Source organism: Agromyces sp. NPDC058104 (assembly GCF_042884835.1).
Lineage (GTDB): Bacteria > Actinomycetota > Actinomycetes > Actinomycetales > Microbacteriaceae > Agromyces.
The window spans coordinates 1,104,072-1,127,105 of sequence record NZ_JBHVTD010000002.1; the positions used below are offsets into that span (position 1 = coordinate 1,104,072).

22 protein-coding genes and 1 tRNA gene are annotated in these 23,034 nt (G+C 73.1%); 20 read left to right on the top strand and 3 right to left on the bottom strand.

Annotated elements, in window-relative coordinates; all coding sequences use genetic code 11:
- The first annotated feature begins 294 nt into the window (after positions 1-294).
- The 5 genes from ACFVTH_RS13040 to ACFVTH_RS13060 are packed head-to-tail and all read left to right on the top strand — an operon-like array spanning position 295 to position 3,600.
- On the top strand, positions 295-1,425 hold the full coding sequence (locus ACFVTH_RS13040) for a TadA family conjugal transfer-associated ATPase (RefSeq protein ID WP_387091478.1): 1,131 nt from the start codon (positions 295-297) through the stop codon (positions 1,423-1,425).
- Between the two features lie 11 nt (positions 1,426-1,436).
- Entirely contained in the window at positions 1,437-2,483 is a 1,047-nt protein-coding gene (locus ACFVTH_RS13045; RefSeq protein ID WP_387091480.1) for a type II secretion system F family protein, read from the top strand.
- Positions 2,484-2,541: 58 nt separating this feature from the next.
- Positions 2,542-2,838, top strand: a complete 297-nt coding sequence (locus ACFVTH_RS13050; protein WP_387091483.1) for a DUF4244 domain-containing protein — start codon at positions 2,542-2,544, stop codon at positions 2,836-2,838.
- A gap of 16 nt (positions 2,839-2,854) precedes the next feature.
- Entirely contained in the window at positions 2,855-3,163 is a 309-nt protein-coding gene (locus ACFVTH_RS13055; protein ID WP_387091485.1) for a TadE family type IV pilus minor pilin, read from the top strand.
- Complete coding sequence (locus tag ACFVTH_RS13060) at positions 3,160-3,600, top strand: Rv3654c family TadE-like protein (RefSeq protein ID WP_387091487.1); 441 nt, start codon at positions 3,160-3,162, stop codon at positions 3,598-3,600. Before ACFVTH_RS13055 ends, ACFVTH_RS13060 begins: the two co-directional genes overlap by 4 nt.
- Positions 3,601-3,681: 81 nt before the next feature.
- On the opposite strand, the gene ACFVTH_RS13065 is transcribed toward ACFVTH_RS13060, so the two are convergent.
- A complete protein-coding gene (locus ACFVTH_RS13065; protein ID WP_386937777.1) occupies positions 3,682-3,918 on the bottom strand; it encodes a hypothetical protein in 237 nt (78 codons plus the stop codon).
- 208 nt (positions 3,919-4,126) lie between these two features.
- Between ACFVTH_RS13065 and topA the strand changes: the two genes are divergently transcribed.
- The 6 genes from topA (at position 4,127) to ACFVTH_RS13095 (ending at position 10,994) form a co-directional block, all read left to right on the top strand.
- Positions 4,127-6,904 (top strand): type I DNA topoisomerase, encoded by a 2,778-nt coding sequence (topA, locus tag ACFVTH_RS13070; protein ID WP_387091490.1) that lies wholly within the window; start codon positions 4,127-4,129, stop codon positions 6,902-6,904.
- Entirely contained in the window at positions 6,901-7,533 is a 633-nt protein-coding gene (gene tmk / locus ACFVTH_RS13075; protein ID WP_387091492.1) for a dTMP kinase, read from the top strand. The genes topA and tmk overlap by 4 nt, the downstream gene beginning before the upstream one ends.
- Positions 7,534-7,567: 34 nt before the next feature.
- The gene (locus ACFVTH_RS13080) at positions 7,568-8,746 is read left to right on the top strand and encodes a DNA polymerase III subunit delta' (protein WP_387091494.1); all 1,179 of its coding nucleotides are present in this window, start codon (positions 7,568-7,570) and stop codon (positions 8,744-8,746) included.
- An 8-nt stretch (positions 8,747-8,754) separates the two neighbouring features.
- Positions 8,755-10,335 carry an alpha/beta hydrolase gene (locus ACFVTH_RS13085; RefSeq protein ID WP_387091497.1) on the top strand — a complete coding sequence of 527 codons (1,581 nt, stop codon included), beginning with the start codon at positions 8,755-8,757 and terminating at the stop codon, positions 10,333-10,335.
- Positions 10,336-10,467: 132 nt separating this feature from the next.
- Positions 10,468-10,543 (top strand) — tRNA-Thr (locus ACFVTH_RS13090).
- Between the two features lie 64 nt (positions 10,544-10,607).
- Positions 10,608-10,994: a PPOX class F420-dependent oxidoreductase gene (locus ACFVTH_RS13095; RefSeq protein WP_387091499.1), complete on the top strand. Its 387-nt coding sequence runs from the start codon at positions 10,608-10,610 to the stop codon at positions 10,992-10,994.
- Between the two features lie 144 nt (positions 10,995-11,138).
- On the opposite strand, the gene ACFVTH_RS13100 is transcribed toward ACFVTH_RS13095, so the two are convergent.
- Both ACFVTH_RS13100 and ACFVTH_RS13105 read right to left on the bottom strand, forming a co-directional pair.
- Positions 11,139-11,954: an SGNH/GDSL hydrolase family protein gene (locus tag ACFVTH_RS13100; protein ID WP_387091502.1), complete on the bottom strand. Its 816-nt coding sequence runs from the start codon at positions 11,952-11,954 to the stop codon at positions 11,139-11,141.
- Positions 11,951-12,784, bottom strand: a complete 834-nt coding sequence (locus tag ACFVTH_RS13105) for a GDSL-type esterase/lipase family protein (protein ID WP_387091504.1) — start codon at positions 12,782-12,784, stop codon at positions 11,951-11,953. Before ACFVTH_RS13105 ends, ACFVTH_RS13100 begins: the two co-directional genes overlap by 4 nt.
- Positions 12,785-12,874: 90 nt before the next feature.
- Between ACFVTH_RS13105 and ACFVTH_RS13110 the strand changes: the two genes are divergently transcribed.
- The 9 genes from ACFVTH_RS13110 (at position 12,875) to hisC (ending at position 22,981) form a co-directional block, all read left to right on the top strand.
- Positions 12,875-13,861 (top strand): Gfo/Idh/MocA family protein, encoded by a 987-nt coding sequence (locus ACFVTH_RS13110; protein ID WP_387091507.1) that lies wholly within the window; start codon positions 12,875-12,877, stop codon positions 13,859-13,861.
- Between the two features lie 170 nt (positions 13,862-14,031).
- On the top strand, positions 14,032-15,009 hold the full coding sequence (locus ACFVTH_RS13115; RefSeq protein WP_387091510.1) for a hypothetical protein: 978 nt from the start codon (positions 14,032-14,034) through the stop codon (positions 15,007-15,009).
- Positions 15,006-16,661 (top strand): hypothetical protein, encoded by a 1,656-nt coding sequence (locus ACFVTH_RS13120; RefSeq protein WP_387091513.1) that lies wholly within the window; start codon positions 15,006-15,008, stop codon positions 16,659-16,661. The genes ACFVTH_RS13115 and ACFVTH_RS13120 overlap by 4 nt, the downstream gene beginning before the upstream one ends.
- Positions 16,658-17,335, top strand: coding sequence for an ABC transporter ATP-binding protein (locus tag ACFVTH_RS13125; RefSeq protein ID WP_387091515.1), 678 nt, complete (start codon positions 16,658-16,660; stop codon positions 17,333-17,335). The genes ACFVTH_RS13120 and ACFVTH_RS13125 overlap by 4 nt, the downstream gene beginning before the upstream one ends.
- A gap of 110 nt (positions 17,336-17,445) precedes the next feature.
- Positions 17,446-18,681 carry an ABC transporter permease gene (locus tag ACFVTH_RS13130; RefSeq protein ID WP_387091875.1) on the top strand — a complete coding sequence of 412 codons (1,236 nt, stop codon included), beginning with the start codon at positions 17,446-17,448 and terminating at the stop codon, positions 18,679-18,681.
- A 102-nt stretch (positions 18,682-18,783) separates the two neighbouring features.
- The gene (locus ACFVTH_RS13135) at positions 18,784-20,244 is read left to right on the top strand and encodes a D-alanyl-D-alanine carboxypeptidase/D-alanyl-D-alanine-endopeptidase (protein WP_387091518.1); all 1,461 of its coding nucleotides are present in this window, start codon (positions 18,784-18,786) and stop codon (positions 20,242-20,244) included.
- 76 nt (positions 20,245-20,320) lie between these two features.
- The gene (locus ACFVTH_RS13140; protein ID WP_387091521.1) at positions 20,321-20,932 is read left to right on the top strand and encodes an isochorismatase family protein; all 612 of its coding nucleotides are present in this window, start codon (positions 20,321-20,323) and stop codon (positions 20,930-20,932) included.
- Positions 20,929-21,708 (top strand): alpha/beta fold hydrolase, encoded by a 780-nt coding sequence (locus tag ACFVTH_RS13145; protein WP_387091524.1) that lies wholly within the window; start codon positions 20,929-20,931, stop codon positions 21,706-21,708. Before ACFVTH_RS13140 ends, ACFVTH_RS13145 begins: the two co-directional genes overlap by 4 nt.
- A 193-nt stretch (positions 21,709-21,901) precedes the next feature.
- Entirely contained in the window at positions 21,902-22,981 is a 1,080-nt protein-coding gene (hisC, locus tag ACFVTH_RS13150) for a histidinol-phosphate transaminase (protein WP_387091527.1), read from the top strand.
- The last annotated feature ends 53 nt before the right edge of the window (positions 22,982-23,034 follow it).

Genomic DNA, 23,034 nt, shown 5'->3' on the forward strand with positions numbered 1-23,034 from the left:
AAATCTGTGTGTCCGCACAAATGAGGACAAAAATACTTGCGCATTCATTCTGAAGCCCTACACTGAATACCGCCCGAACACTCGTTTCGAGGCCTGCAGCGCTCGCGATTCCCCCCAATCCTTGCGCTGCCGAGGCGGCACCTGTTCCCCCCAATGGGTGCCGCCCCCTTTCGTTAACAGCACCCCTCGCGGGTGCGGGTCGAGTCCTCCTCCACAATGACGTGGGGGAGGCTCTTTCCTTTTCCACGGTCGAGCGGATGCCTCGTGGCTCGCCCGGCTCCGTACGCTCGCCGCATGTCCATCCCCTTCGTGGCGACGCCCTCCTGGCAGACCGCCGAGCCCGCCCCGACCCGCGAACCACCGGGCGACCGAGTGCCGGCGGTCGCGGCCGAGTCGCAGCGCGCGACCGACGAGCGGTTCGCCGAGATCCTCACCGGCTTCGAGCCCGGGCGGCCCCGAGCCGAACCGGCGGCGGGCGTGGTGCGGGCGGCGGTGCCCGCATCGATCGACCTCGCCGCGCTCGACGCGCTCGCGCCGTTCGCGGCCGACGGCCCCGTCACCGACCTGTTCGTCAACGGCGGCGCCGGCCTCTGGGTCGACCGGGGCGACGGCGCCCGTCGCGCGCCGGGCTGGTCGGCCGAGGAGCCCGAGGTGCGGGCGCTCGCCGTGAAGCTCATCGCCCGGGGCGGTCGCCACGTCGACGAGGCCACCCCGACCGTCGACGTCCGGCTCGGGCTCGGCATCCGCGTGCACGTGGTGCTTCCGCCCGTCTCGACCGGGGGCACGCTCATCTCCGTGCGCATCCCGAGGGCGGCCGGCCGCTCGCTCGCCGAGCTCGCGGGCACCGGCATGCTCGACGAGCCGCAGCGCCTCCTCCTCGAGCGCGCGGTGCGCGAGCGCAGGAACCTGCTCGTCACGGGGGCGGGCGGCACGGGCAAGACCACCATGCTCGCGGCGATGCTGAGCGGCGCGCCGGCGCACGAGCGCATCGTCGTCATCGAGGACGTCGCCGAGCTCCGGCTCGCGCACCCGCACGTCGTGTCGCTCGAGGCGCGCCAGGCGAACCTCGAGGGCAGCGGGCGCATCGGCCTCGACGCGCTGCTGCGCGAGGCGCTGCGCATGCGCCCCGACCGCCTCGTCGTCGGCGAGTGCCGCGGCGCCGAGCTACGCGAGCTCCTCGCGGCGCTCAACACCGGCCATGACGGCGGGGCCGGCACGCTGCACGCGAACTCGCTCGCCGACGTCCCCGCGCGGCTCGAGGCGCTCGGCGCGACCGCCGGGCTCTCGCCCGACGCCGTTGCGAGGCAGACCGCGAGCGCCTTCGACCTCGTGCTGCACCTCGAACGGGTCGACGGGCGTCGGCGCCTCGCCCAGGTCGGCCGCTTCGCACTGCACGGCGACCGGCTCGGAGTGGAGCCGCTGTGATCACGCCGACGATGCTGTTGCGACGGAAGGCCGATCCGGGAGCGGGCGTCGACGCGATCGCGTCGATCGCCGAACGGCTCGCGGTGCTGCTCGCCGCGGGAGTGCCGGCCTCGAGCGCCTGGCGGCATGTGTCGGACGACGGGGAGCCGCCGGTGGACGGGGAGGCGTCGGCCGACGCGTCAGGTGCGGCGCTCGCGCCGGCTCCGCCGGGTGGCCCGGGCCGCGCTGCCGGTTCGGCCGCCGCGGTCGCCTCGGACGACCGGCTCGTGCTCGCGGCGGCCGCGGAGGCCGCGTCGCAGGGGGAGGCGGTCGCCGCGGCCATCGCCGTCGCGTGCGAGGCCCACCCCGGGGCATCCCCGGCCTGGCCGGTGCTGACCGCGGCGTGGTCGGTCGCCGCCGAGTCGGGCGCCCCGCTCGCGGCGAGCCTGCGCAGCCTCGCCGTGGTGCTCCGCGACGAGGCGCAGCTGCGTCGCGACGTCGGGGCCGCGCTCGCCGGTCCGGCCGCGAGCGCGCGGCTCGTCACCGCGCTTCCGCTGATCGCGCTCGGCTTCGGCGCGACGCTCGGCTTCGACACGGTCGGCGTGCTCGTCGGCAACCCGATCGGCATCGCCTGCCTCGTGCTCGGCGCGCTGCTGCTCTGGGCCGGGGCCAGCTGGAACCGCAGGCTCGCCCGGGCCGCATCGGTGTCGCAGGCCGACGCCGGGCTCGAGCTCGAGCTGCTCGCGATCGCGATGTCGAGCGGAGCCTCGGTCGAACGGGCCAGGCGGCTCACGCGCGAGACGGTGCGCATCCACGTGCCGCACTCGGGCGACGGCCGCGCCGTCGACGCGGTCGTGGCGCTCGCAGCCCGGGCCGGTGCTCCGGTCGCCGAGCTGCTCCGCGCCGAGTCATTCCGGGTGCGCCGTGCCGCGCGCTCGGCCGGCGCCGCGAGGGCGGCCGCGCTCGGCGTGCGGCTCATGCTGCCGCTGGGGCTCTGCGTGCTGCCGGCGTTCGTGCTGCTCGGCGTCGCCCCGCTCATGATCTCCGTCGTCACGGGCACCCTCGGCGGTCCTTCGTGACGACCCACGGCTCGTGCCGCCGAACAGCCGGTCCTCCGGCGCAACAGAAGGGAACCACATGCAGCACTCCGATCACCACGTCCACGAGCGAGCGCGATCGGGCCGCGTCGGCGCGGGCGGCGTCGCCTCGAGCGCCCATCCGGCGACGATCGGCGTCGAGCCCGCCGTGCGGCCGGCCGCTCCGCGCCGCCTCATCCGCCGGCTCGCCGGAGAGCGCGGTGCAGCCACAGCCGAGTACGCCGTCGCGACCATGGCGGCGGTCGGCTTCGCCGGGCTCCTCGTCGTCATCCTCCGCGGCGACGAGGTTCGCGGCATCCTCACCGATCTCGTGCGGAATGCGCTCACGGTGGGCTGACCGCGAGCGAGGCAGCGTGACGGCCGAGTTCGCCGTCGCGCTGCCGGCGATCGCGCTCGTGCTCGCCGGCTGTCTCGCCTCGGTGCAGCTCGCCGCGCAGCAGGTGCGGCTCACCGACGCGGCCGCCGACGCCGCCCGTGCGCTCGGGCGAGGCGAGACGAGCGCGACGGCGCAGACGATCGCCACGCGGGTGGCCGGTGCCGCGGCGCTCGAGGTGTCGGACGAGGGGGAGTTCGTCTGCGCGCGGCTCACCGCCTCGGGCGGAGGTCTCCTCGCGGCGGTGCGGTTGAGCGCGGAATCGTGCGCCGTCGGAGGCGGAAGGTGAATCGGCACCGATGGCGCGACGGGCGCCTCGCAGGGCGATCCGCCGGGCGATTCGCCGCCCGCTCCGTCGGCCCCGCGGGTCCCGAAGGCCACGACGGCCGGGCCGATCGCGGCGCGGCGTCGGTCGTCGCGCTCGGGCTCCTCGGGGCGACGGTCGCGCTCACGGCGCTCACCGTGCCGTTGCTCGGGGCGTTCGTCGGATCGCAGCGGGCGGCGAACGCGGCCGACGCCGCCGCGCTCGCCGCGGCCGACGCCTCGAGCGGGGCCGTCCCTGGGGTGCCGTGCGCGCTCGCCTCGGCGATCGCCGAACGCAACGGCGTCGAGCTGACGGGGTGCGAGCTCGAGGGCCCGGTCTCGACGGTGTCCGTCCGCGTCGGCGCATTCGGCTTCGCCGTCGAGGCCGAGGCGCGCGCCGGACCGCCCGGCTGGGCGGGCTGAACCTCGCGGCGCGCGGCCGGCGACCACGGCGCGGGGCGCCTCGGAACGCGGCCGCGCGGGACACGCGGGGCGCCGCCCCGATCAGTCGAAGACGGTCTCGATGAATCGGTAGTCGACCGCCGAGGGGCGCGAGTCGCCCGGCGTCTCGAACTCGAGGCCGGCCGAGCGGGAGTAGACGTAGTGCTTGCCCGCATCGGTGCTGAGCTCGAGTCGGGGCCTGGGGTCGCCGGATTCGAGGAAGGCCGTCGCGACGGTCTTGCCTTCGAGCGGCCCGTCGATCAGCTTGGCCGTGTACGAGCCGTGAGATGACGTGTCCATGCCGCCATTCTCCTCCCGGCCCGCGGAAGCGCAAGGGGGTCGCGGCGAGTCGCGCCGCGCCGACTGGACGCGGTGGAGTGGGCGCACTTCCGGGGAGGGTGTGTATCGTGTGGCTGTCGGCGGAGCGTTCCGCCGACCACGGCACACCGCTCGGGGGCGCGGCATACATTGTGCGTTCTCGTCTCATTCGAACGGTAGAAGGAGTCTGGTGTCAGGCGCGAAGAAGTTGGTCATCGTGGAGTCGCCGACCAAGATGAAGTCCATCGCCCAGTACTTGGGCGACGGCTACGAGGTGCTGTCCTCGGTCGGTCACATCCGCGATCTCATCGAGCCGAAGAACCTGCCCGCCGAGCTCAAGAAGGGCCCCCTCGGCAAGTTCTCGGTCGACGTCGACAACGGCTTCGAGCCGTACTACGTGGTCTCCGACTCCAAGAAGAAGACGGTCGCCGAGCTCAAGCGCGCACTCAAGAACGCCGATGAGCTCCTGCTCGCCACCGATGAGGACCGCGAGGGCGAGGCCATCGCGTGGCACCTCCTCCAGGAGCTGAAGCCGAAGGTGCCCGTGCGCCGCATGGTCTTCCACGAGATCACGAAGGACGCCATCCAGAAGGCGAAGGACAACACCCGCGAGCTCGACACCGCGCTCGTCGACGCCCAGGAGACCCGGCGCATCCTCGACCGCCTCTACGGCTACGAGGTCTCGCCGGTGCTGTGGCGCAAGGTGGGGCCCGGGCTCTCGGCCGGGCGCGTGCAGTCCGCGGCCACCCGTCTCGTCGTCGACCGCGAGCGCGAGCGTCTCGCCTTCGTCGCGGCCGGCTACTGGGACCTGATCGGCACCTTCGCGACGGATGCCGCAGGCAGCGCGTTCGACGCGAAGCTCGTGCGCGTCGGCGGCGAGCGCATCGCGACCGGCCGCGACTTCGACGACTCCGGAAGGCTCACCTCGAAGGCCGTCGTCATCGACGAGCCGACCGCAGAGGCGCTGGCCGCGGCCCTCCGCGACGAGGCCGTGGCTCGCCGCGTGTCGAAGCTCGAGACGAAGCCGTACTCGCGCCGGCCGGCGGCGCCCTTCACCACGTCGACCCTGCAGCAGGAGGCGGCGCGCAAGCTCCGGCTCTCGGCGAAGGACACGATGCGCGTGGCGCAGTCGCTCTACGAGAACGGCTACATCACCTATATGCGCACCGACTCCAACTCGCTGTCGCAGCAGGCGATCTCGGCGGCTCGCGCCCAGGCGACGTCGCTCTACGGCGCGGACTCCGTGCCCGACAAGCCCCGCGTCTACGCGGGCAAGTCGAAGAACGCGCAGGAGGCGCACGAGGCGATCCGCCCCTCCGGCGAGGTCTTCCGCACGCCCGCCTCGCTGCAGGGCGCACTTCGCGGCCGCGAGTTCGACCTCTACGACCTGATCTGGAAGCGCACGGTCGCCTCCCAGATGGCCGACGCGAAGGGCCAGACGGCGACCGTCACGATCGAGGTGGGTCCGACGGACGCCGCGGCACCGGCGCCGGCCGCGCCGACGACGAAGATCGGCGGCACCATCGCCGAGTTCACCGCGAGCGGCACCGTGATCACCTTCCGGGGCTTCCTCGCCGCCTATGAAGAGGGCCGCGACGAGGAGCGCAACCGCGACGACGCCTCGGGCGACGCCAAGCTCCCGCAGCTGGCCGAGGGGCAGGCGCTCGCGCTCGACCTCCTCGAGGCCAAGGGCCACGAGACGAGCCCGCCGCCGCGCTACACCGAGGCGAGCCTCGTCAAGCGACTCGAGGAGCTCGGCATCGGGCGTCCCTCGACGTTCGCCTCGATCATCTCGACGATCATCGATCGCGGCTACGTCACCCAGCGGGGCCAGGCGCTGGTGCCGAGCTGGATCGCCTTCTCGGTGGTGCGCCTGCTCGAGGAGCACTTCGGCGACCTCGTCGAGTACGACTTCACGGCCGAGATGGAGGACGACCTCGACCACATCGCCGCGGGCGAGGCCGACCGGGTCGACTGGCTCTCGAGCTTCTACTTCGGCTCCGACAAGCACCGCGGCCTCCGGCAGGTCGTCGACAACCTCGGCGAGATCGACGCCCGCGAGATCAACTCGGTCGTGATCGCGCCCGACATCACGCTGCGCATCGGCAAGTACGGCCCCTACCTCGAGACGGTCGATCCCGACGCCGCCCCGTCGGCGACGGGCGAGCCGACGCCGCGACGGGTGAACCTGCCCGAGGGGCTGGCGCCCGACGAGCTCACCGAGGCGAAGGCCCGCGAGCTCATCGAGGCGCCCGTGCAGGGCGACCGGGTGCTCGGAGTGAACCCCGCGAACGGCAAGCAGGTCGTCGCGAAGGACGGCCGCTTCGGGCCGTACGTCACCGAGCTCGAGCCCGAGCCCGAGGCGGCGACGACCGTCGACACCGCGACGGGCGAGGTGGTCGAGGCCCCCAAGGCCAAGCGCGGCACCAAGAAGGCCGCGGCCCCGAAGCCGCGCACCGCCTCGCTGTTCAAGAGCATGCACCCCGAGGAGATCGACCTCGAGACCGCGTTGAAGCTGCTCGACCTGCCCCGTGTCGTCGGCGCCGACCCCGAGTCGGGCGTCGAGATCACCGCGCAGAACGGCCGCTACGGCCCGTACCTCAAGAAGGACGCCGACACCCGCACGCTGCCGAGCGAGGACTCGATCTTCGACATCGACCTCGCCGGAGCCCTCGAGCTCTTCGCGCAGCCGAAGTACGGCGCACGTCGTGCCTCGAGCGCACTGAAGGAGTTCGACAACGACCCGGTGAGCGGCAAGCCGATCAAGGTGAAGGACGGCCGCTTCGGCCCGTACGTCACCGACGGCACCACGAACGCGACGATCCCGCGGGCCGAGTCGGTCGAGGACATCACCTTCGAGCGCGCGGTGGAGCTGCTGCAGATCAAGCGCGACAAGGGCCCTGCCGCGCCGCGCAAGAAGGCGCCCGCCAAGAAGCCGGCCGCGAAGAAGGCGGCGTCGAAGAAGTGAGCGGTGCGGGTCTGTTCATCACCCTCGAGGGGGGCGACGGCTCGGGCAAGACCACGCAGGCCGAGCTGCTCGGCGAGTGGCTGGCCGGGCAGGGGCGCACCGTCGTGCGCACCCGCGAGCCGGGCGGCACCGCGGTCGGCGTCGAGGTGCGCGAGATCGTGCTGCACCACCGCGGTGACATCGCCCCGCGGGCCGAGGCCCTGCTCTACGCGGCAGACCGTGCGCACCACGTCGCGACGGTCGTCCGACCCGCCCTCGAGCGCGGCGAGGTCGTCCTCCAGGACCGCTACATCGACTCGTCCGTGGCCTACCAGGGGGCCGGGCGCGTGCTCGATCCCGCCGCCGTCCGGGGGCTCTCCGACTGGGCGACCGAGGGGCTCGTCCCCGACCTCACCGTGCTGCTCGACCTCGACGCCGAGGCCGCCCGCGGGCGTCTCGACGAGGCCCGCACCCGCTACGACCGCCTCGAGGCCGAGGCGGCCGAGTTCCACGACCGGGTTCGCAGCGCCTATCTCGGGCTCGCCGAGGCCGAGCCCGAGCGGTTCCTCGTCGTCGACGCCGCGCAGCCGGTCGAGGCGATCGCGCTCGCGATCCGCGAGCGCGTCGGCGCGCTCCTGGGCGACCGCTGAATCCGTCGTCGGCGGCGGAAGGTAGCGTGGAGCCGTGAGCGTGTGGAGCGAGCTGACCGGCCAGGACGCGGCGATCGCCGTGTTCCGTGCCGCGGCCGAGGCGGCGCGCGGCGGCGACGCCGGGGCATCCGCCGGAGCCACGCAGCAGATGACCCACTCGTGGCTCGTGACCGGCCCGCCGGGCTCGGGCCGCTCCAACCTGGCGTACGCCTTCGCGACGGCCCTCATCTCGGGCGACCCCGACGGCGACGAGGCGACCCGCATCCAGGTCGACGCGCGCAGCCATCCCGACCTGCACGTGCTCGCGACCGAGGGCGTGATCATCAAGCGCGACGACGTGCGCGACATCGTGAAGCGCTCGCACTACGCACCGTCGATCGGCCGCCACCGCGTGATCATCGTCGAAGACGCCGACCGAATGACCGAGCAGACCTCGAACTTCTTGCTGAAGGAGCTCGAGGAGCCGCCCGAGCGCACCGTCTGGATCCTCTGCGCCCCGAGCGAGGCCGACCTCATCCCGACGATCCGCTCGCGGGTGCGCTCGGTGCGACTGCAGGTGCCGAGCATCGCCGACGTCGCCGAGCTGCTCGTGCGGCGCGACGGCGTCGACGCCGAGCTCGCCGAGCGGGCCGCCCGCGAGGCGCAGAGCCACATCGGCATGGCGCACCGGCTCGCCACCAACGCCGAGGCGCGCGAGCGCCGGGCAGAGACCCTCGAGCTCGCGCTGCGGGTTCGCTCGACGGCGACCGCGGTGACGACCGCCGCGCGCTATCTCGAGATCGCCGGCGACGACGCGAAGGCGATCACGGAGCTCCGCGACGCCGAGGAGCGCGAGCATGCGCTGCACTCCCTCGGCATCGCCCCCGGGCAGGCGGTGCCGCCGGCCCTCCGGCCCCAGATCAAGGCCCTCGAAGACGACCAGAAGCGGCGGGCGACGCGCAGCCTCCGCGACGGCATCGACCGCATCCTCGTCGATCTCGCCTCGCTCTACCGCGACATCCTGCTCGTGCAGCTCGCCGCCGAGGTGCCGCTCGTCAATCGAGAGCTGCTGCCGGGCATCGAGCAGGCCGCCGCGGCGGCCGCGCCGGCGCGCACCCTCGCGACCCTCGACGCCATCCAGACCGCGCGCACGCGCATCGAGGGCAACGTGCAGCCGGCCCTCGCGCTCGAGGCGATGCTCGTCTCCGCGGTCCGAGCCACCGACCACCGATGAGGAGCCGCATGAGCGCACCGAGCACCGTCCGACGACCGCGGGGTCACGAGCCGAGCGGGCGGAGGCCGCGGGGGCGCCGCCTCGCCGCGGTCGGCGCCGCACTCGCCGCCGTGCTCGCGCTGAGCGCGTGCGTGCCCTCGTTCCTCGAGCAGGAGGCGCCCGTGTCGACGCCCACCGGAGAAGAGGTCTCGGCCGAGCTCGAGCCGTTCTACACGCAGGTGCTCGAATGGGAGCGCTGCGGTGACGGCATGGGCTGCGCCACCGCGAAGGCCCCCCTCGACTGGGACGACCCGTCGGCGGGCGGGATCGACCTCGCCGTCGTGCGCCACGTCGCGAGCGGCGACAAGATCGGCTCGCTGCTCGTGAACCCCGGCGGCCCGGGCGGCTCGGGGTACGACTTCGTGCTCGACTCGCTCGACTACGCCGTCGGCGAGCCACTGCAGGAGCGCTTCGACGTCGTCGGCTTCGACCCGCGCGGTGTCGGCCGCTCGTCGGCGGTGGCCTGCTACGACGCCGCCGAGATGGACGACTACCTCTACGGCATCGTGCCCGCCGAGCGCGGCAGCGACGAGTGGATCGAGGCCGTCGGCAGCGCCGCGGCCGACTTCGGGGCGGCCTGCGAGAAGAACACCGGCGAGCTCCTCCCGAACGTCGACACCGTGAGCGCCGCCCGCGACATGGACCTGCTGCGCGCGGTCCTCGGCGACGAGCAGCTGAACTACCTCGGGTTCTCGTACGGCACCTTCCTCGGCGCGACCTACGCCGAGCTCTACCCCGAGAAGGTCGGCCGCCTCGTGCTCGACGGTGCGATCGACCCCTCGGCGAGCGACTTCGAGGTCTCGAAGGCGCAGTCCGTCGGCTTCGAACGCGCGCTCGACGCCTACCTCGAAGACTGCCTCGCCTCCGAGGAGTGCCCCTTCGACGGCACGGTCGACGAGTCGCGCGACGAGATCGGGCGCCTGCTCGCCTCGGTCGACCAGAGCCCGCTGCGCGGCAGCGACGGCCGCATGGTCGGGGCGGACACGCTGCTGACGGCGATCATCTATCCGCTCTACAGCGCCGACTCCTGGCCGTACCTCAGCGACATGCTCGAGGCGACGATGTTCGGCGACGCCGACCCGGCGCTCGCCTTCGCCGACGGCTACAACGGCCGCAACCCCGACGGCACCTACCTCGACAACTCGACCGAGGCGTTCCGGGCGATCAACTGCCTCGACTACACCTACCAGTCCGACGTCGCCGTGATGCGCGAGAAGGCCGAGGCGATCACCGAGGCCGCCCCGACGATCGGCCCGTACATGGGCTACGGCGACCTCAGCTGCGTCAACTGGCCCTACCAGTCCGACCGCGAGCGCGCCGAGATCCATGCCGAGGGCGCCGCGCCGATCATGGTCGTCGGCACGACCGGCGACCCGGCGACCCCGTACGAGTGGGCGGTCGCCCTCGCCGACCAGCTCGAGAGCGGCGTGCTCGTGAGTTACGAGGGCGAGGGGCACACGGCCTACAACAAGTCGAACGCGTGCGTGAACGGCGCGGTGGAGGCGTACCTCATCGACGGAACGGTGCCGGCGAGCGACCCCGAATGCTGATCGGGTGCGGATGCCTCGCGGCGCGCCCCGCGAGGCATCCGCACCCCTGACCGGAGTGGTCATCAGGAGGCTCGCGCATCCGCTACTATTGACTCTCGTGCCAGTCGGTGCGCCTCGCGCGCCGGTCGTCACGCCGCCTTAGCTCAGTCGGCAGAGCGTCTCACTCGTAATGAGAAGGTCGTGGGTTCGATTCCCACAGGCGGCTCCACTCGAAGGCCCGGACTCGTCCGGGCCTTCGGCGTTTGCGATACCCCTTGAGAGCGGAGCGCGCGATGACGGCAGCCGAGGCGATCACGGCGGGCAGGTACGTGTCGCTCACCACCTTCCGCATGGACGGGACCCCGGTCGCGACGCCGGTGTGGTTCGCGCTCGACGACACTCGCCTCGTCGTGCAGACGCCCGCGGGCACGGGCAAGCTGAAGCGGCTGCGGCGCGATCCGAGGGTGCTCGTCGCGCCGTGCGATCTGCGGGGGCGAGTGCCGGCCGGTGCGCCCGAGGCGCACGGAAGGGCCGAGATCGTCGCCGACGGGACCGAGTCGGCGCGACTGCAGGGGCTGCTCCGTCGCCGCTACGGCGTCGTCTACGCCGTGGCGAGCAGGCTCATCCGGCCCAGGGGCGGCGCCCCCGCCGATGTGCTGCTGCGCATCACGCTCGACTGACCTGGCGTGCGCCCGCGCCCAGCCGAGCGCTCGCCGACGCGGTCGGGGAGCCCGCGCAGCCCGACCGGTTCCCCCCGCAGGCGGCCCAGCGAGCAGAAGGCCCCGGAGAGATCCGGGGCCTTCCGTCGTACCGCTCGCGGATCGTCAGCCGAGCGCCGGGCCGACGAGCGTTGCGTAGTTGGCGTAGCCCGTGGAGTTCGGGTGGAACGCCGCACTGGTGTTGAAGATGCTGAAGCCGTTGATCCAGGGCGACGAGCTGCCGATGCCGTGCCCGGTGAATGCGGTCTCGACGTCGACGAAGGCCGCGCCGTTGGCGGCGGCCGCGGCTTCGGCCACGTCGTTGAGCGCGCCGGTGTCGGCGTTCACGCGGGAGGCGTAGGCGTAGTTCGACGGCAGGTGGAAGAGCTTCGGATACCCGACCACGACGATCTTCGCCTGCGCGCCGACCTTCGCCCTGATCGCCTGGAGCACGGACTCGATCCGGTCGTACATCGTGCCGTCGTTCACCATGGCCTCCGCGGTCGCGAGGTTCGCCTCGCAGGTCGTGGCCGAGATGAACACGAAGCAGTTCTGCATGACCGAGGCGAAGCCGACGTCGTTGCCGCCGACCGTCAGGGTCACCCGTTGCGTGCCGGCCGGGATCGAGGGCACCTGCGAGGCGAGCGTCTCGACGGTCGAGGCACCCGAGCACGCCGGGAACGCGGTGAGCTTCAGCGTGCGCAGTGCGTCGAGCCGCTTCGGGTAGCTGTTGCTGCTGCGGTAGCAGCTCGTGTCGAGGTAGCTTCCGCCGCCCTGCCCGGCGGCGAACGAGTCGCCGAGCGCGACGTAGGCGAGCTCCTTGCCGCCCCCGCCGCCGCCGGGCTTGCCCTTCGCGGCGTAGGCCGGTGCGGCGCCGGCGAACGCGAGTGCGGCGATCGCGACGGCCGCCACGACCGCGGCGAGCCCCTTCCGGGCGTTCACGGCGTCACCGCGAGGAGGTAGGCGCTGTGCACGGCCTCGGTGTAGGCCGCGTACCCGGCTGCGTTCGGGTGGAGGAACGTGACCGGATCAGCGGCGTTCTGGCCGAGCCAGGGATCGGCGCTGATCGCGCTGTGCGCGGCGAACACCGTCGTCACGTCGACGAAGCCGACCGGCGCGCCAGCGAGGGTTGCGGCGGCGATGGCCCCGGCGATCTGCGCGTCGAGCTGGGCGACGGCGCCGTCGATCACGCCCAGGAACCCCTGTGTCGCGCCGCCGAACGGCAGCGGGTAGCCGGTCACGAGGATGTCGGCCCGGGGTGCGCGCTCGTGCACCGCGAGGATCAGCTCGCCGAGGCGCTGTGCGATCACGCCGGACTGGAGCGTCTCCTGGGCGGCGACCACGGCGGCGACGCAGGCCGGCACCGTCGGGTCGGGGAAGCAGGCCGCGTAGACCCCGCCGATGTCGAGGTCGCCGGCGCCGGCGGTGATGGTCACGAGGGTGGTGCCCCGATTGACCTGGCCGAGCTGGGAGTCGGCGACGTCGCCGATCGCGGCTCCGCTGCACCCGGCGTTGCGGAGCAGGTTGATGCGGGGGATCGCGTCGAGGCCGTTCGCGTAGCCCTCGCCGGTGCGGAGGCAGGCGTCGAGCGGGGTGCCCGCGCCTTGGCCCGCGGCGATCGAGTCGCCGAGCGCGACGTACTTCGCGACGGCGGTCTGCGGGGGTGCTGCCTGGGCGGGCAGCGCGATGCCGAATGGAATCGCGAGGAGGGCGACTGCGGCCGCCGCGGCGACGATGCCGTTGCGGGCCTTTCGGGCTGAAAGTGCGCTCATGGGCCAACGCTAGGCCGTAATTGAGGAATCCACAGTAACCCAAAGGTGGGGGTGGGGCGGTGAGGGTCGAACTCGCCGTATTCTGGCCGGATGACCGAATCTCTGCGCTGGGGCATCCTCGCGACCGGCGGCATCGCCCGTCTCTTCGTCAACGACCTGAAGCTCAACGGCTTCGACGTGCGGGCGGTCGGCTCGCGCAACGAGGCCTCCGCCGCACGCTTCGCCGAGGAGTTCGACATCCCGCGCGTGCACGGCAGCTACGAGTCGCTCGTCGCCGACCCCGAGGTCGACGTCGTCTACGTCGCGACGCCGCACCCGATGCACGCGGCCAACGCGACGCTCGCGCTCGAGGCGGGCAAGCACGTGCTCGTCGAGAAGGCGTTCACGCTCAACGCCCGCGAGGCCCGTCAGATCGCGGAGGTCGCCGAAGCCCGGGGACTCGTCGCGCTCGAGGCCATGTGGACCAGGTACCTCCCGCACATGGTGCGGATCCGCGAGCTCATCGCAGCGGGGGCGATCGGCGAGCCGCGCACGCTCATCGCCGACCACACGCAGCTGCTGCCCGAGGACCCGGCCCACCGGCTCAACGCGCTCGAGCTCGGCGGCGGTGCCCTCCTCGACCTCGGCATCTACCCGATCTCGTTCGCCTGGGACCTCTTCGGTGCGCCTGCGACGGTCAGCTCCTCGGCGACGTTCAAGCCGACGGGGGCCGACGCGCAGGTCGCGACGATCTTCACCTACGACGACGGGCGCATCGCCTCGACGCTCTCGGCGTCGAACACCCGCGGCCCCAACACCGCAATGGTGCTCGGCACCGAGGCGCGCATCGAGATCGACCCGATCTGGTACGCGCCAACGACCTTCCGCCTCGTGCGTCCCGACGGCGAGGTGGTCGAGGAGTACGTCTCCGAGGTGAACGGCCGCGGCATGCATTACCAGGCGGCCGCGCTCGAGCGGCTCGTCGCCGACGGGCGCACCGACGGCGGCGACATCCTGCCGACCCGGCAGAGCGTCGCGATCATGGAGACGCTCGACCTCATCCGCGAGCAGATCGGGCTGCGCTACCCCGGCGAGTAGGCGCCGATCGGGGATCACCCTGATCCGACCCCGAATCATCCTCTGGGCGGATGGTGCGGCGCTCCGGCGCGCCGATAGGCTCGCCGGAGCGCCGCCCTGCCGACGCGTCCGAGACCCGCTCGAGCGAGCGTCCGACGCGGGGTTCGGCGCCCCGACCCGAAGGAGTCCCCGTGTCTGCACGTCGCCCCGTCCTCGGCCTCACCGCCCTCGCCGCGGTCGCGATCCTCTCGCTCGCCGGCTGCGCCGGCGGTCCCGCCGGCGGGGCGGAGAAGCTCAGCTACGAGGACAGCCCGCTCACGAAGTACCTCGAGCCGGTGAACGGCTCGTGGGACGAGGAGCGGATCATCGCCGAGCAGAAGAAGGCCGAGGAGTTCAAGGCCGAGTGCATGGCGGAGGAGGGCTTCGAGTACACCCCCGTCGACCAGTCGCAGAACATGGGCTTCATGGACGAGGACGAGATGGCCGAGCGCGAGACCGAGGAGTGGGTCGCCGCGAACGGCTGGGGCTTCGTGCAGACCCAGGAGGAGATGGAGGCCCAGCAGGCCGAGGCCGAGGAGTTCGTCGACCCGAACCAGCCGTACGTCGAGTCGCTCTCGGCGAGCGAGCAGGAGGCGTACTACGCCACGCTGTACGGCGCGCCGCCGGCCGAGGAGGAGCTGAACGAGGACGGCTCGTACGAGTACAACTGGGAGACGGCCGGTTGCGAGGGCGCGGCGCAGCACGAGATCCAGGGCGAGAACTACTGGGAGGACGAGGAGTTCTCCGACCTCACCGAGGCGATGGGCACGCTCTGGGAGGGGCTCGCGAAGCAGCCCGAGATGGTCGCGCTCGATGAGGAGTGGTCGGCGTGCATGGCCGACGCCGAGTACCCCGACCTGAAGACCCGCAACGACGCCCAGACCACGATCATGGACGAGCAGAACGCGTTCTGGGAGGGCGAGAACCCCGAGGGGCCGAGCGAGGAGCAGCTCGCCGAGCTCAAGCAGAAGGAGATCGACATCGCCGTCGCCGACTTCCGCTGCGCCGAGAAGCTCGACTATCAGAACACCCAGCTGAAGGCGCAGTTCGCGCTCGAGGAGCAGTTCATCGAAGACCACAAGTCCGAGCTCGAGGCGCTCCTCGCGGCGTACAGCAAGGGCGAGGAGTGATCCGGAGGCGGCGCGCGGCCGAGGCCGGCGGGGCAGGAGGGTCGGCCGAGTCCGCCGAGACCGGCGACTCCGGCGAGCAGGCCGCGTCGGATGCCTCGGGCAGCGACTTCGACGCACTCGTCGCACCCGTGGCATCCGAACCGGCCGAGACCGCGCAGGCGGAGCCCGTCGACCCGGCGGTGCAGGGCTGGCGGCGGGTGCTCCGCGGCAACCGCGTGCTCTGGGTCCTCGCGGCCGTCGCCATCGCCTCGCTCGTGGCGGGCGTCGGCCTGAGCTTCCTGATCGTCTCGCCGGGGCAGGCCGCCGCCGACGCCGCGGCTCCCGACGCCGGCCCCATCACCGTCCCGGTCGAGCTGCGCGCATTGTCGAACGACGTCACGATCCGCGGCGACGCGGCGTTCGCCGACTCGGTCGAGGTGAAGCTCGAGACGGGCGACCTCGGCGGCCCGGCCGTCGTCACCGGGCGGGTGCCCGAGGTCGGCGCTGCGCTCGGGCCCGCGGCGATCGCCCTCGAGGTCACCGGCCGCCCCGTGATCGTGCTGCCGGGCGAGCTCCCGGGCTACCGCACCCTGCGCGCCGGACTCTCGGGTCCCGATGTGACGCAGCTCAAACAGGCGCTGCGCGCCGTCGGCATCGACCCCGGCGACGTCGGCTCCGACACCTTCGACTCGGCGACCGCGGCCGGCGTGGCCGCGCTCTACGACCGGGTGGGCTACCCGCTGCCCGAGGCGCCCGAGGGCACCGCCGACACGGTGCGCTCCGCGCGCGATTCGGTGACCGGCGCGGAAGAGGCGGTCGCCTCCGCCGAGCGCGCGCTCGCCGCCGCCGGGTCGGGGCCCAGCGCGGTCGAGCGGGTGCAGCTCGACAACGCCGTGCGGGCCGCCGAGCGTGCGCTCGCCGCGGCGAAGGCCGGAGGCGACCCCGTCGCGATCGGCGACGCCGAGGACGCGCTGAAGCTCGCACGGGTCGAGCGCGACGCCGGGCTCGCACCCCGCGATGCGAGCGCCGAGCGGGCGGCGCTCGACTCGGCGCGCGCGCAGCTCGCCGACGCGTACGAGCTCCTCGAGGAGGCCGAGACGGGCACTCTCGCCTTCCTCCCGGTGAGCGAGGTGCTCTACCTGCAGGACCTGCCGCGCCGGGTCGACGAGGTCATGGTCGAGCGCGGCAGCATCGTGCAGTCCGCGGCGATGCTCGTGTCGGGGGCGACGCTCGCGATCAACGCCTCGGCCGCCGAGAGCGATGCGAAGCTGCTGAAGGCCGGCGACGTCGCGACGCTCGCGATGCCCGACGGCTCCGAGCTCGGGGCCACGATCACCTCCGTCGAGCCGCGCAAGGCCGAGGGCGGCGAGGCCGCGGAGTCCGGGCCCCGCTACGACGTCGTGCTCGCACCGGTGAAGCCGACCGACGCGCAGGTCCAGGCGCTGCGCGGGCAGAACGTGCGCGTGAAGATCTCGATCGGCGCGACCGAGGGCGAGGTGCTCGCCGTGCCGCTTGCGGCGCTGACGGCTGGGCCCGGCGGCGAATCGCGCGTCGAGGTGCAGGAGGGCTCGGAGACCCGCCTCGTCGAGGTCGAGACCGGCCTCGCGGCCGAGGGCTTCGTCGAGATCACCGGCGACATCGCCGAGGGCGATCTCGTCGTGGTGGGCCGATGAGCGAGGCCCCCGTGGTCGAGCTCATCGATGTCACCCGCTCGTTCCCCGGCCCGCCCGAGGTGCAGGCGCTGAAGGGCGTCAACCTGACGATCGGGCGCGGCGACTACCTCTCGATCGTCGGACCGAGCGGCTCGGGCAAGTCGACCCTGCTCAACGTGCTCGGCCTGCTCGACCGGCCGACGGTCGGCGAGTACCGACTCGGCGGCGTGCTCACCGCAGCGCTCGACGAGGAGGCGCGCGCGGGGCTCCGCGCGCGCACCATCGGGTTCGTGTTCCAGGCCTTCCACCTGCTGCCCCGCCGCACCGTGCTCGACAACGTGCTGCTCGCCACGCTGTACAGCGGGGTGCCGAGACGCGAGCGGATGCCCCGCGCGAAGGCCGCCCTCGACCGGGTCGGACTCGCGCACCGCATGGACTTCCTGCCGACGACCCTCTCGGGCGGTGAGCGCCAGCGCGTCGCCGTCGCCAGAGCGGTGATGGCCTCGCCCGAGCTCATCCTCGCCGACGAGCCGACGGGCAACCTCGACCAGCAGACCTCGGGCGAGGTCATGGACCTCTTCGAGGAGCTCAACGCCGACGGGCTGAGCCTCGTGGTCATCACGCACGACCAGCATGTCGCCGACCGTGCGCGGCGGAGCATCCGCATCGCCGACGGGCGGGTGAGCGAGCTGTGACGCGGTCGATCCTCCGGCGCTTCCGGCGCGCCGCGGCCGACGGTGGCACCGCCGACGTCACCGACGGCGGGGCCGACGCCGGCGCGACGGTGGGCGGGGCCGGCGCGGCCGTGATCCCCCCGATCGCCCGCGCCGACCGCTTCACGAACCAGGACCTGCTCGTCGAGGTGAGCCACGGCATCGGCGGACACACCGGCCGCCTCGTGATGACCACGCTCGGCACCGTGCTCGGCATCGCCTCGCTCGTGGTCACGATCGGCTTCGCCCAGACGGCCGCGGGGCAGATCAGCCGCCAGTTCGACGCCGTCGCGGCGACGCAGGCGGTCGTGAAGCCCGAGACCGCGAACTCCGGCGGCGACGAGGTCGCGACGACGACGCTGCCGTGGGACTCGTCCGAGCGGGTCGAGCGGCTGAACGGCGTCGAGCGCGCCGGGCTCATCGGCGAGGTGCCGATCGGCGAGCTGCAGATCACCGCCGTGCCGATCAACGACCCCTCCGCGCCCGAGGTGCTGAGCCCGGCGCTGCTCGCCACCTCGCCCGGACTGCTCGACGCCGTGCGGGGCGAGGTGAGCGCGGGGCGCTACTTCGACGACGGTCACGACGCCCGTGCCGACCGGGTGGCGGTGATCGGCGCGCGGGCCGCCGAGAAGCTCGGCATCAACCGCGTCGACAGCCAGCCGTCGATCTTCATCGGCGAACGCCCGTACACGGTCATCGGCATCGTCGAGGGCATGGAGCGCCGCGCCGACCTGCTCGACGCCGTGATCCTGCCGCTCGGCACGGCGCGGGCCGACTTCGGGCTGCGCAGCGCGAACGAGCTCCAGCTGCGCATCGACGCCGGTGCCGGCCCGCTCGTCGCGAAACAGGCGCCCATCGCGCTCGATCCGAACGCGCCCGAGAACTTCGACGTGCAGGCGCCGCGCGCGGGCTCGTCCCTGCAGGAGAGCGTGCAGGCCGACATCAACGTGGTCTTCCTCATCCTCGGGGTGATCGCCCTGCTCGCGGGCGGGCTGGGCATCGCGAACGTGACCCTGCTGTCGGTCTCGGAGCGCACCGGCGAGATCGGCCTGCGCCGCGCGCTCGGTGCGACCAGGCGCCAGATCGCCCGGCAGTTCATGGTGGAGTCGGTCGTGATCGGCCTGCTCGGCGGGCTCATCGGCGCGGCGGTCGGCGTGTTCGCGGTCGTCGTCGTCGCGCTCGTGCAGCAGTGGACCCCGATCATCGACCTGCCGATGGTATTCGGCGCCGCGGTCCTCGGAGCGGTCGTCGGGCTCGGCGCCGGCGCGTACCCGGCCCGCAAGGCCTCGCGCATCGAGCCGATCGCCGCGCTGCGGGCCGGCGTCTAGCCACGGCACGCGCGCGGCGCCGTGGGCCGGTCGTCCGATCGGCCCACGGGGTCCGCGCCGTTCCTGAACGGGGCATCGGGGGAGGCCGCGTATGATTCCCGCGTGATCGATGAGACGGATGCCACGGGCGCCGCGCCGCCGGAGCGGGGCGGGGCCGCGGCATCCGTGCTCGCCTTCATCAGGCGGCACAAGCTGCCGCTCGCGATCGGCGGCGGCCTGCTCGCCTTCGCGCTGATCGGCGGTGGCGCGGTCGCGCTCGGCGCTGCGCTCGCCCCGGAGGAGAAGGTCGCCGCGGCGCTCCCGAGCGAGACGCCGACCCCGACGCCCGAGGCGCGTGCCGTTCCCGAGGCGGCTGCGGCGGCGAGCCGCGTGCGCACCTGCTCGGTCGCCGAGGCCGCCGCAGACCCCCGCCTGGCGAACCTGCAGGCGCAGGTGATGAAGGCGTCGACGGGCGAGGTGCTCTACGACCGCGGCGGCACGACGCCCTCGCGCACCGCGAGCGTCATGAAGGTGATCACCTCGGCGGCGGCGCTGTCGGTGCTCGGGCCCGATCACCGGGCTGCGACGACCGTCGTGAAGGGCGCCGAGCCGGGCTCGATCGTGCTCGTCGGCGGCGGCGACGTGACGCTCTCGCGCACCCCCTCCGGTGACGAGACGGCCTACCCGGGCGCCGCGCACCTCGACGAACTCGCCCGCCAGGTCGAAGCGGCGTGGGCCGCCGATCCGGCGAATCCGCCGATCACGAAGCTGATCCTCGACGCGAGCTACTTCGGCGGCGAGGAGTGGCAGCCGAGCTGGGACCTCGTCGAGCGCGAGGACGGCTACATGTCGAACATCACGGCGCTCATGGTCGACGGCGACCGCGACGACCCGTACTCGAACACCTCCTGGCGCAGCGACGATCCCATCGGCCGGGCGGGGCAGGCCTTCGCCGACGAGCTCGGCGGCATCGGCGCCATCGAGCGCGGCACGGCGCCGGCCGGCGCGACGCAGCTCGGGCAGGTGCTCTCGCCCCCGGTCTCGGCGCTCGTCGACAAGGCGCTCGTCGTCTCGGACAACACGGTCGCCGAGATGCTCGCCCGGCTCGTCGCGATCGAGACGGGCTCGGGCAACGACTTCGCCGCGATCAACGCGGGCGTGCTCGAGGGGCTCGCACCCTACGGGGTCGACACCACCGGCATCGTGGTGGTCGACGGCTCGGGCCTCTCCGACGACAACGCCGTGCCGCCCTCGTACCTGACCCGGCTCTTCGTCAAGATCAACGCGCGCGAGGCGAACCTCGGCTACCTGCTCGACTCGCTGCCGGTGTCGGGCGAGCGCGGCTCGCTCGCCTACGACGACCGGTTCTGGGGCGACAACTCGGTGGCCGACGGGCGCGTCATCGCGAAGACGGGCTGGATCAACTCGGGCTACACGCTCTCGGGCGTCGTCCGCGCGGAGGACGGCACCGACCTCACCTTCGCGATCTACGCCCTCGGCGACGTGACCGACGAGGCGAAGACCGCGATCGACACGCTCGCCACCGCCTTCTACCGCTGCGGCGACAACCTCTCGAACCAGTGATCGGGCGCGGAGCCCGCCTCGCACCCTCGGCGGCAGACCGGGTTGCCCCGCGCACGCGCGGGGGGACAATGGAGGCATGACCCGCGCGCTGTTCATCATCGACGTCCAGAACGACTTCACCGAGGGGGGAGCACTCGGAGTCGACGGCGGAGCCGCCGTCGCCGCCGGGGTGAGCGAGCTGCTCGCGCGGCACCGCGACGCCTACGAGCTCGTCGTCGCCTCGCGCGACTGGCACTCGGGGGAGGGCGACAACGGCGGCCATTTCGCGACCGATGCCGAGCCCGACTACGTCGACACCTGGCCGGCGCACTGCGTCGCCGGCACGGTCGGCGCCGAGTACCACCCCGCGCTCGCGGTCGACGAGGTCGACGTGCACATCCGCAAGGGGCAGGGCGTGCCGGCGTACTCGATCTACGAGGGCACCGACGACGCGGGCGACACCATCAGCGAGCTGCTCGGGCGCCACGGCATCACCGACGTCGACGTGGTCGGCATCGCGACCGACTACTGCGTGCGGGCGAGCGGGCTCGACGCGCTCGAGCACGGGCAGCACGTGCGCGTGCTGACCGACCTCGTCGCGGGGGTCGCGGCCGAGTCGTCGGCCGCGGCGCTCGCCGAGCTCGGCCACGCCGGAGCGCTCATCGTGACCTCGAGCGTCGTCGCCGAGGCATCCGGGGCCGCCGAATGATCGCGACGGATGCCTCGCGCCCGCCGCTGCTGCACGCCGAGAGCGCCGACGGGGTGCTCATCGGCTACCGCGTGCATCGCGCCCCGAACCGCGACGCCTCCCAGCCGCCCGTGCTGCTCGTGCACGGCTTCGCCTCGGACGCCCGCATCACCTGGGAGGGCACCGGCTGGGTGAAGGCGCTCACCGACGCCGGTCGCGAGGTCGTGACCCTCGACCTGCGCGGGCACGGCGACAGCGACAAGCCGGTCGAGGCCGCCGACTACGCGCCGGTGCGCCTGGGCGCCGACCTCGCGGCCGTGCTCGACTCGGCGGGCGTGCCGGTGGCCGACGCCGTCGGCTACTCGATGGGATGCCGCGTGGTCGCCGCGCTCGCGGCGATCGCGCCCGAACGGCTGCGCCGGGTCGTGCTCGGCGGGGCCGGGCCGAACGAGCTGTTCGCGACGTGGGCGATCGACGAGGTGCGCGCGCTGCTCCTCGACGACCGGCCGAGCGAGAACCGGGTCATCGAGCAGGTGCTCCGCCCCGCGATCGAGGCGGGGGCCGACCGCGAGGCGCTGCTCGCGGTCGTCGAGGGGGTGTCCGGGGCCCCGCTCGGCATCCCGGGAACGATCCCGACGCTCTTCGTCGCGGGCGAGAACGACCCGGTGCCCGCTGGGGTGCAGCAGCTCGCCCTCGACTGGGGCGTCGACCTCGTGTCGGTGCCCGGCCGAGACCATGTCTCGACGCTCACCTCACGGGTGTTCAAGGACGCGGCGATCGGCTTCCTGGGCGCGTAGGCCGCCGGGCCCCGCACCGGGTGCCAGCGGCGGGCTGTACAACATGTACAGCTCGAATCGGATCGTGTCGCAACGATCGAGCACCTTGTCGGGTGCTCGATCGTCGCTTTGCCGCCCCCTCGACTTCCTCCCTAGGCTGCCGATCGTCAGCGGCGACGGGCGCCGTGGTGACGACCCACGAGGAAGTAGGGACATGATCCACCAGCGCGACGCCATCGGCCGACTCCCCGCCTACAAGCCGGGTCGGCCCGCCGCGCAGGGTGCCGTCAAGCTCTCCTCGAACGAGAACCCCTTCCCGCCGCTGCCCTCCGTCGTCGACGCGGTCGTCGCCGGCCTCGACGGCATCCAGCGCTACCCCGACCTCGGCGCGGCCGAGCTCACCCGGCGCCTCGCCGAGCACTACGACGTCGACCCCGCCGAGATCGCACTCGGCGCGGGCTCGGTCGAGGTCGCGAGCCAGCTCGTCCACGCGAGCGCCGGCGCCGGCGACGAGGTCGTCTTCGCCTGGCGGTCCTTCGAGGCGTACCCGATCCTCGTGCAGGTGGCGGGCGCCACCCCCGTGCCGGTTCCGCTCACGGCCGACGAGCGCCACGACCTCGACGCGATGGCCGCCGCGATCACGCCGCGCACCCGGCTCGTCTTCGTCTGCAACCCGAACAACCCGACCGGGGCGACGGTGACCGCCGACGAGCTCACCGCGTTCCTCGAGAAGGTGCCGGCCGAGGTGCTCGTCGTCGTCGACGAGGCCTACGTGCACTTCGACGACGACCCCCGCTCCGCGAATGGGCTCGAGTTCTTCCGCCGCCACCCGAACGTCGCGGTGCTGCACACCTTCTCCAAGGCGTACGGGCTCGCCGGGCTGCGCGTCGGCTACGCGATCGCCCCGGCCGCGGTCGCCGCGAACCTGCGCCGCGTCGGCGTGCCGTTCGCGGTCAGCGACCTCGCCCAGCGGGCGGCGATCGCCTCGCTGGACGCGGAGTCCGAGCTCGAGGTGCGCATCCGCGAGATCGTCGCCGAGCGCGGTCGCGTCACGGCCGCGCTCCGCGACGGCGGCTGGCGACTCGTCGACTCGTTCGGCAACTTCGTCTGGCTCCGCACCGGCGACGACACCGAACGCGTCGACGGCGTGCTGCAGGAGCACGGGGTCGTGGCGCGCGCCTTCGCCGGCGAGGGCATCCGGGTGACGGTCGGCTCGCCCGAGGCGAACGACCGGTTCCTCGCCGCTGCGGCCGAGGCGCTCGCGACCGCCCAGCTCGCGGTGTCCGCCGGCTGACGTTCGCGCGTCGCACCCACCCACCGCCCGCACGACCCGGGCCGGCCGCACCT

What these genes read in the sequence shown, in the direction of transcription:
- ACFVTH_RS13145 (WP_387091524.1), top strand. Translation starts at nt 20,929, where the DNA reads ATGATCGCGACGGATGCCTCGCGCCCGCCGCTGCTGCACGCCGAGAGC.
- ACFVTH_RS13110 (WP_387091507.1), top strand. Translation starts at nt 12,875, where the DNA reads ATGACCGAATCTCTGCGCTGGGGCATCCTCGCGACCGGCGGCATCGCC.
- ACFVTH_RS13095 (WP_387091499.1), top strand. Translation starts at nt 10,608, where the DNA reads ATGACGGCAGCCGAGGCGATCACGGCGGGCAGGTACGTGTCGCTCACC.
- ACFVTH_RS13045 (WP_387091480.1), top strand. Translation starts at nt 1,437, where the DNA reads ATGCTGTTGCGACGGAAGGCCGATCCGGGAGCGGGCGTCGACGCGATC.
- ACFVTH_RS13050 (WP_387091483.1), top strand. Translation starts at nt 2,542, where the DNA reads ATGCAGCACTCCGATCACCACGTCCACGAGCGAGCGCGATCGGGCCGC.
- ACFVTH_RS13105 (WP_387091504.1), bottom strand. Translation starts at nt 12,784, where the DNA reads ATGAGCGCACTTTCAGCCCGAAAGGCCCGCAACGGCATCGTCGCCGCG.
- hisC (WP_387091527.1), top strand. Translation starts at nt 21,902, where the DNA reads ATGATCCACCAGCGCGACGCCATCGGCCGACTCCCCGCCTACAAGCCG.
- ACFVTH_RS13125 (WP_387091515.1), top strand. Translation starts at nt 16,658, where the DNA reads ATGAGCGAGGCCCCCGTGGTCGAGCTCATCGATGTCACCCGCTCGTTC.
- ACFVTH_RS13040 (WP_387091478.1), top strand. Translation starts at nt 295, where the DNA reads ATGTCCATCCCCTTCGTGGCGACGCCCTCCTGGCAGACCGCCGAGCCC.
- ACFVTH_RS13085 (WP_387091497.1), top strand. Translation starts at nt 8,755, where the DNA reads ATGAGCGCACCGAGCACCGTCCGACGACCGCGGGGTCACGAGCCGAGC.
- ACFVTH_RS13140 (WP_387091521.1), top strand. Translation starts at nt 20,321, where the DNA reads ATGACCCGCGCGCTGTTCATCATCGACGTCCAGAACGACTTCACCGAG.
- ACFVTH_RS13065 (WP_386937777.1), bottom strand. Translation starts at nt 3,918, where the DNA reads ATGGACACGTCATCTCACGGCTCGTACACGGCCAAGCTGATCGACGGG.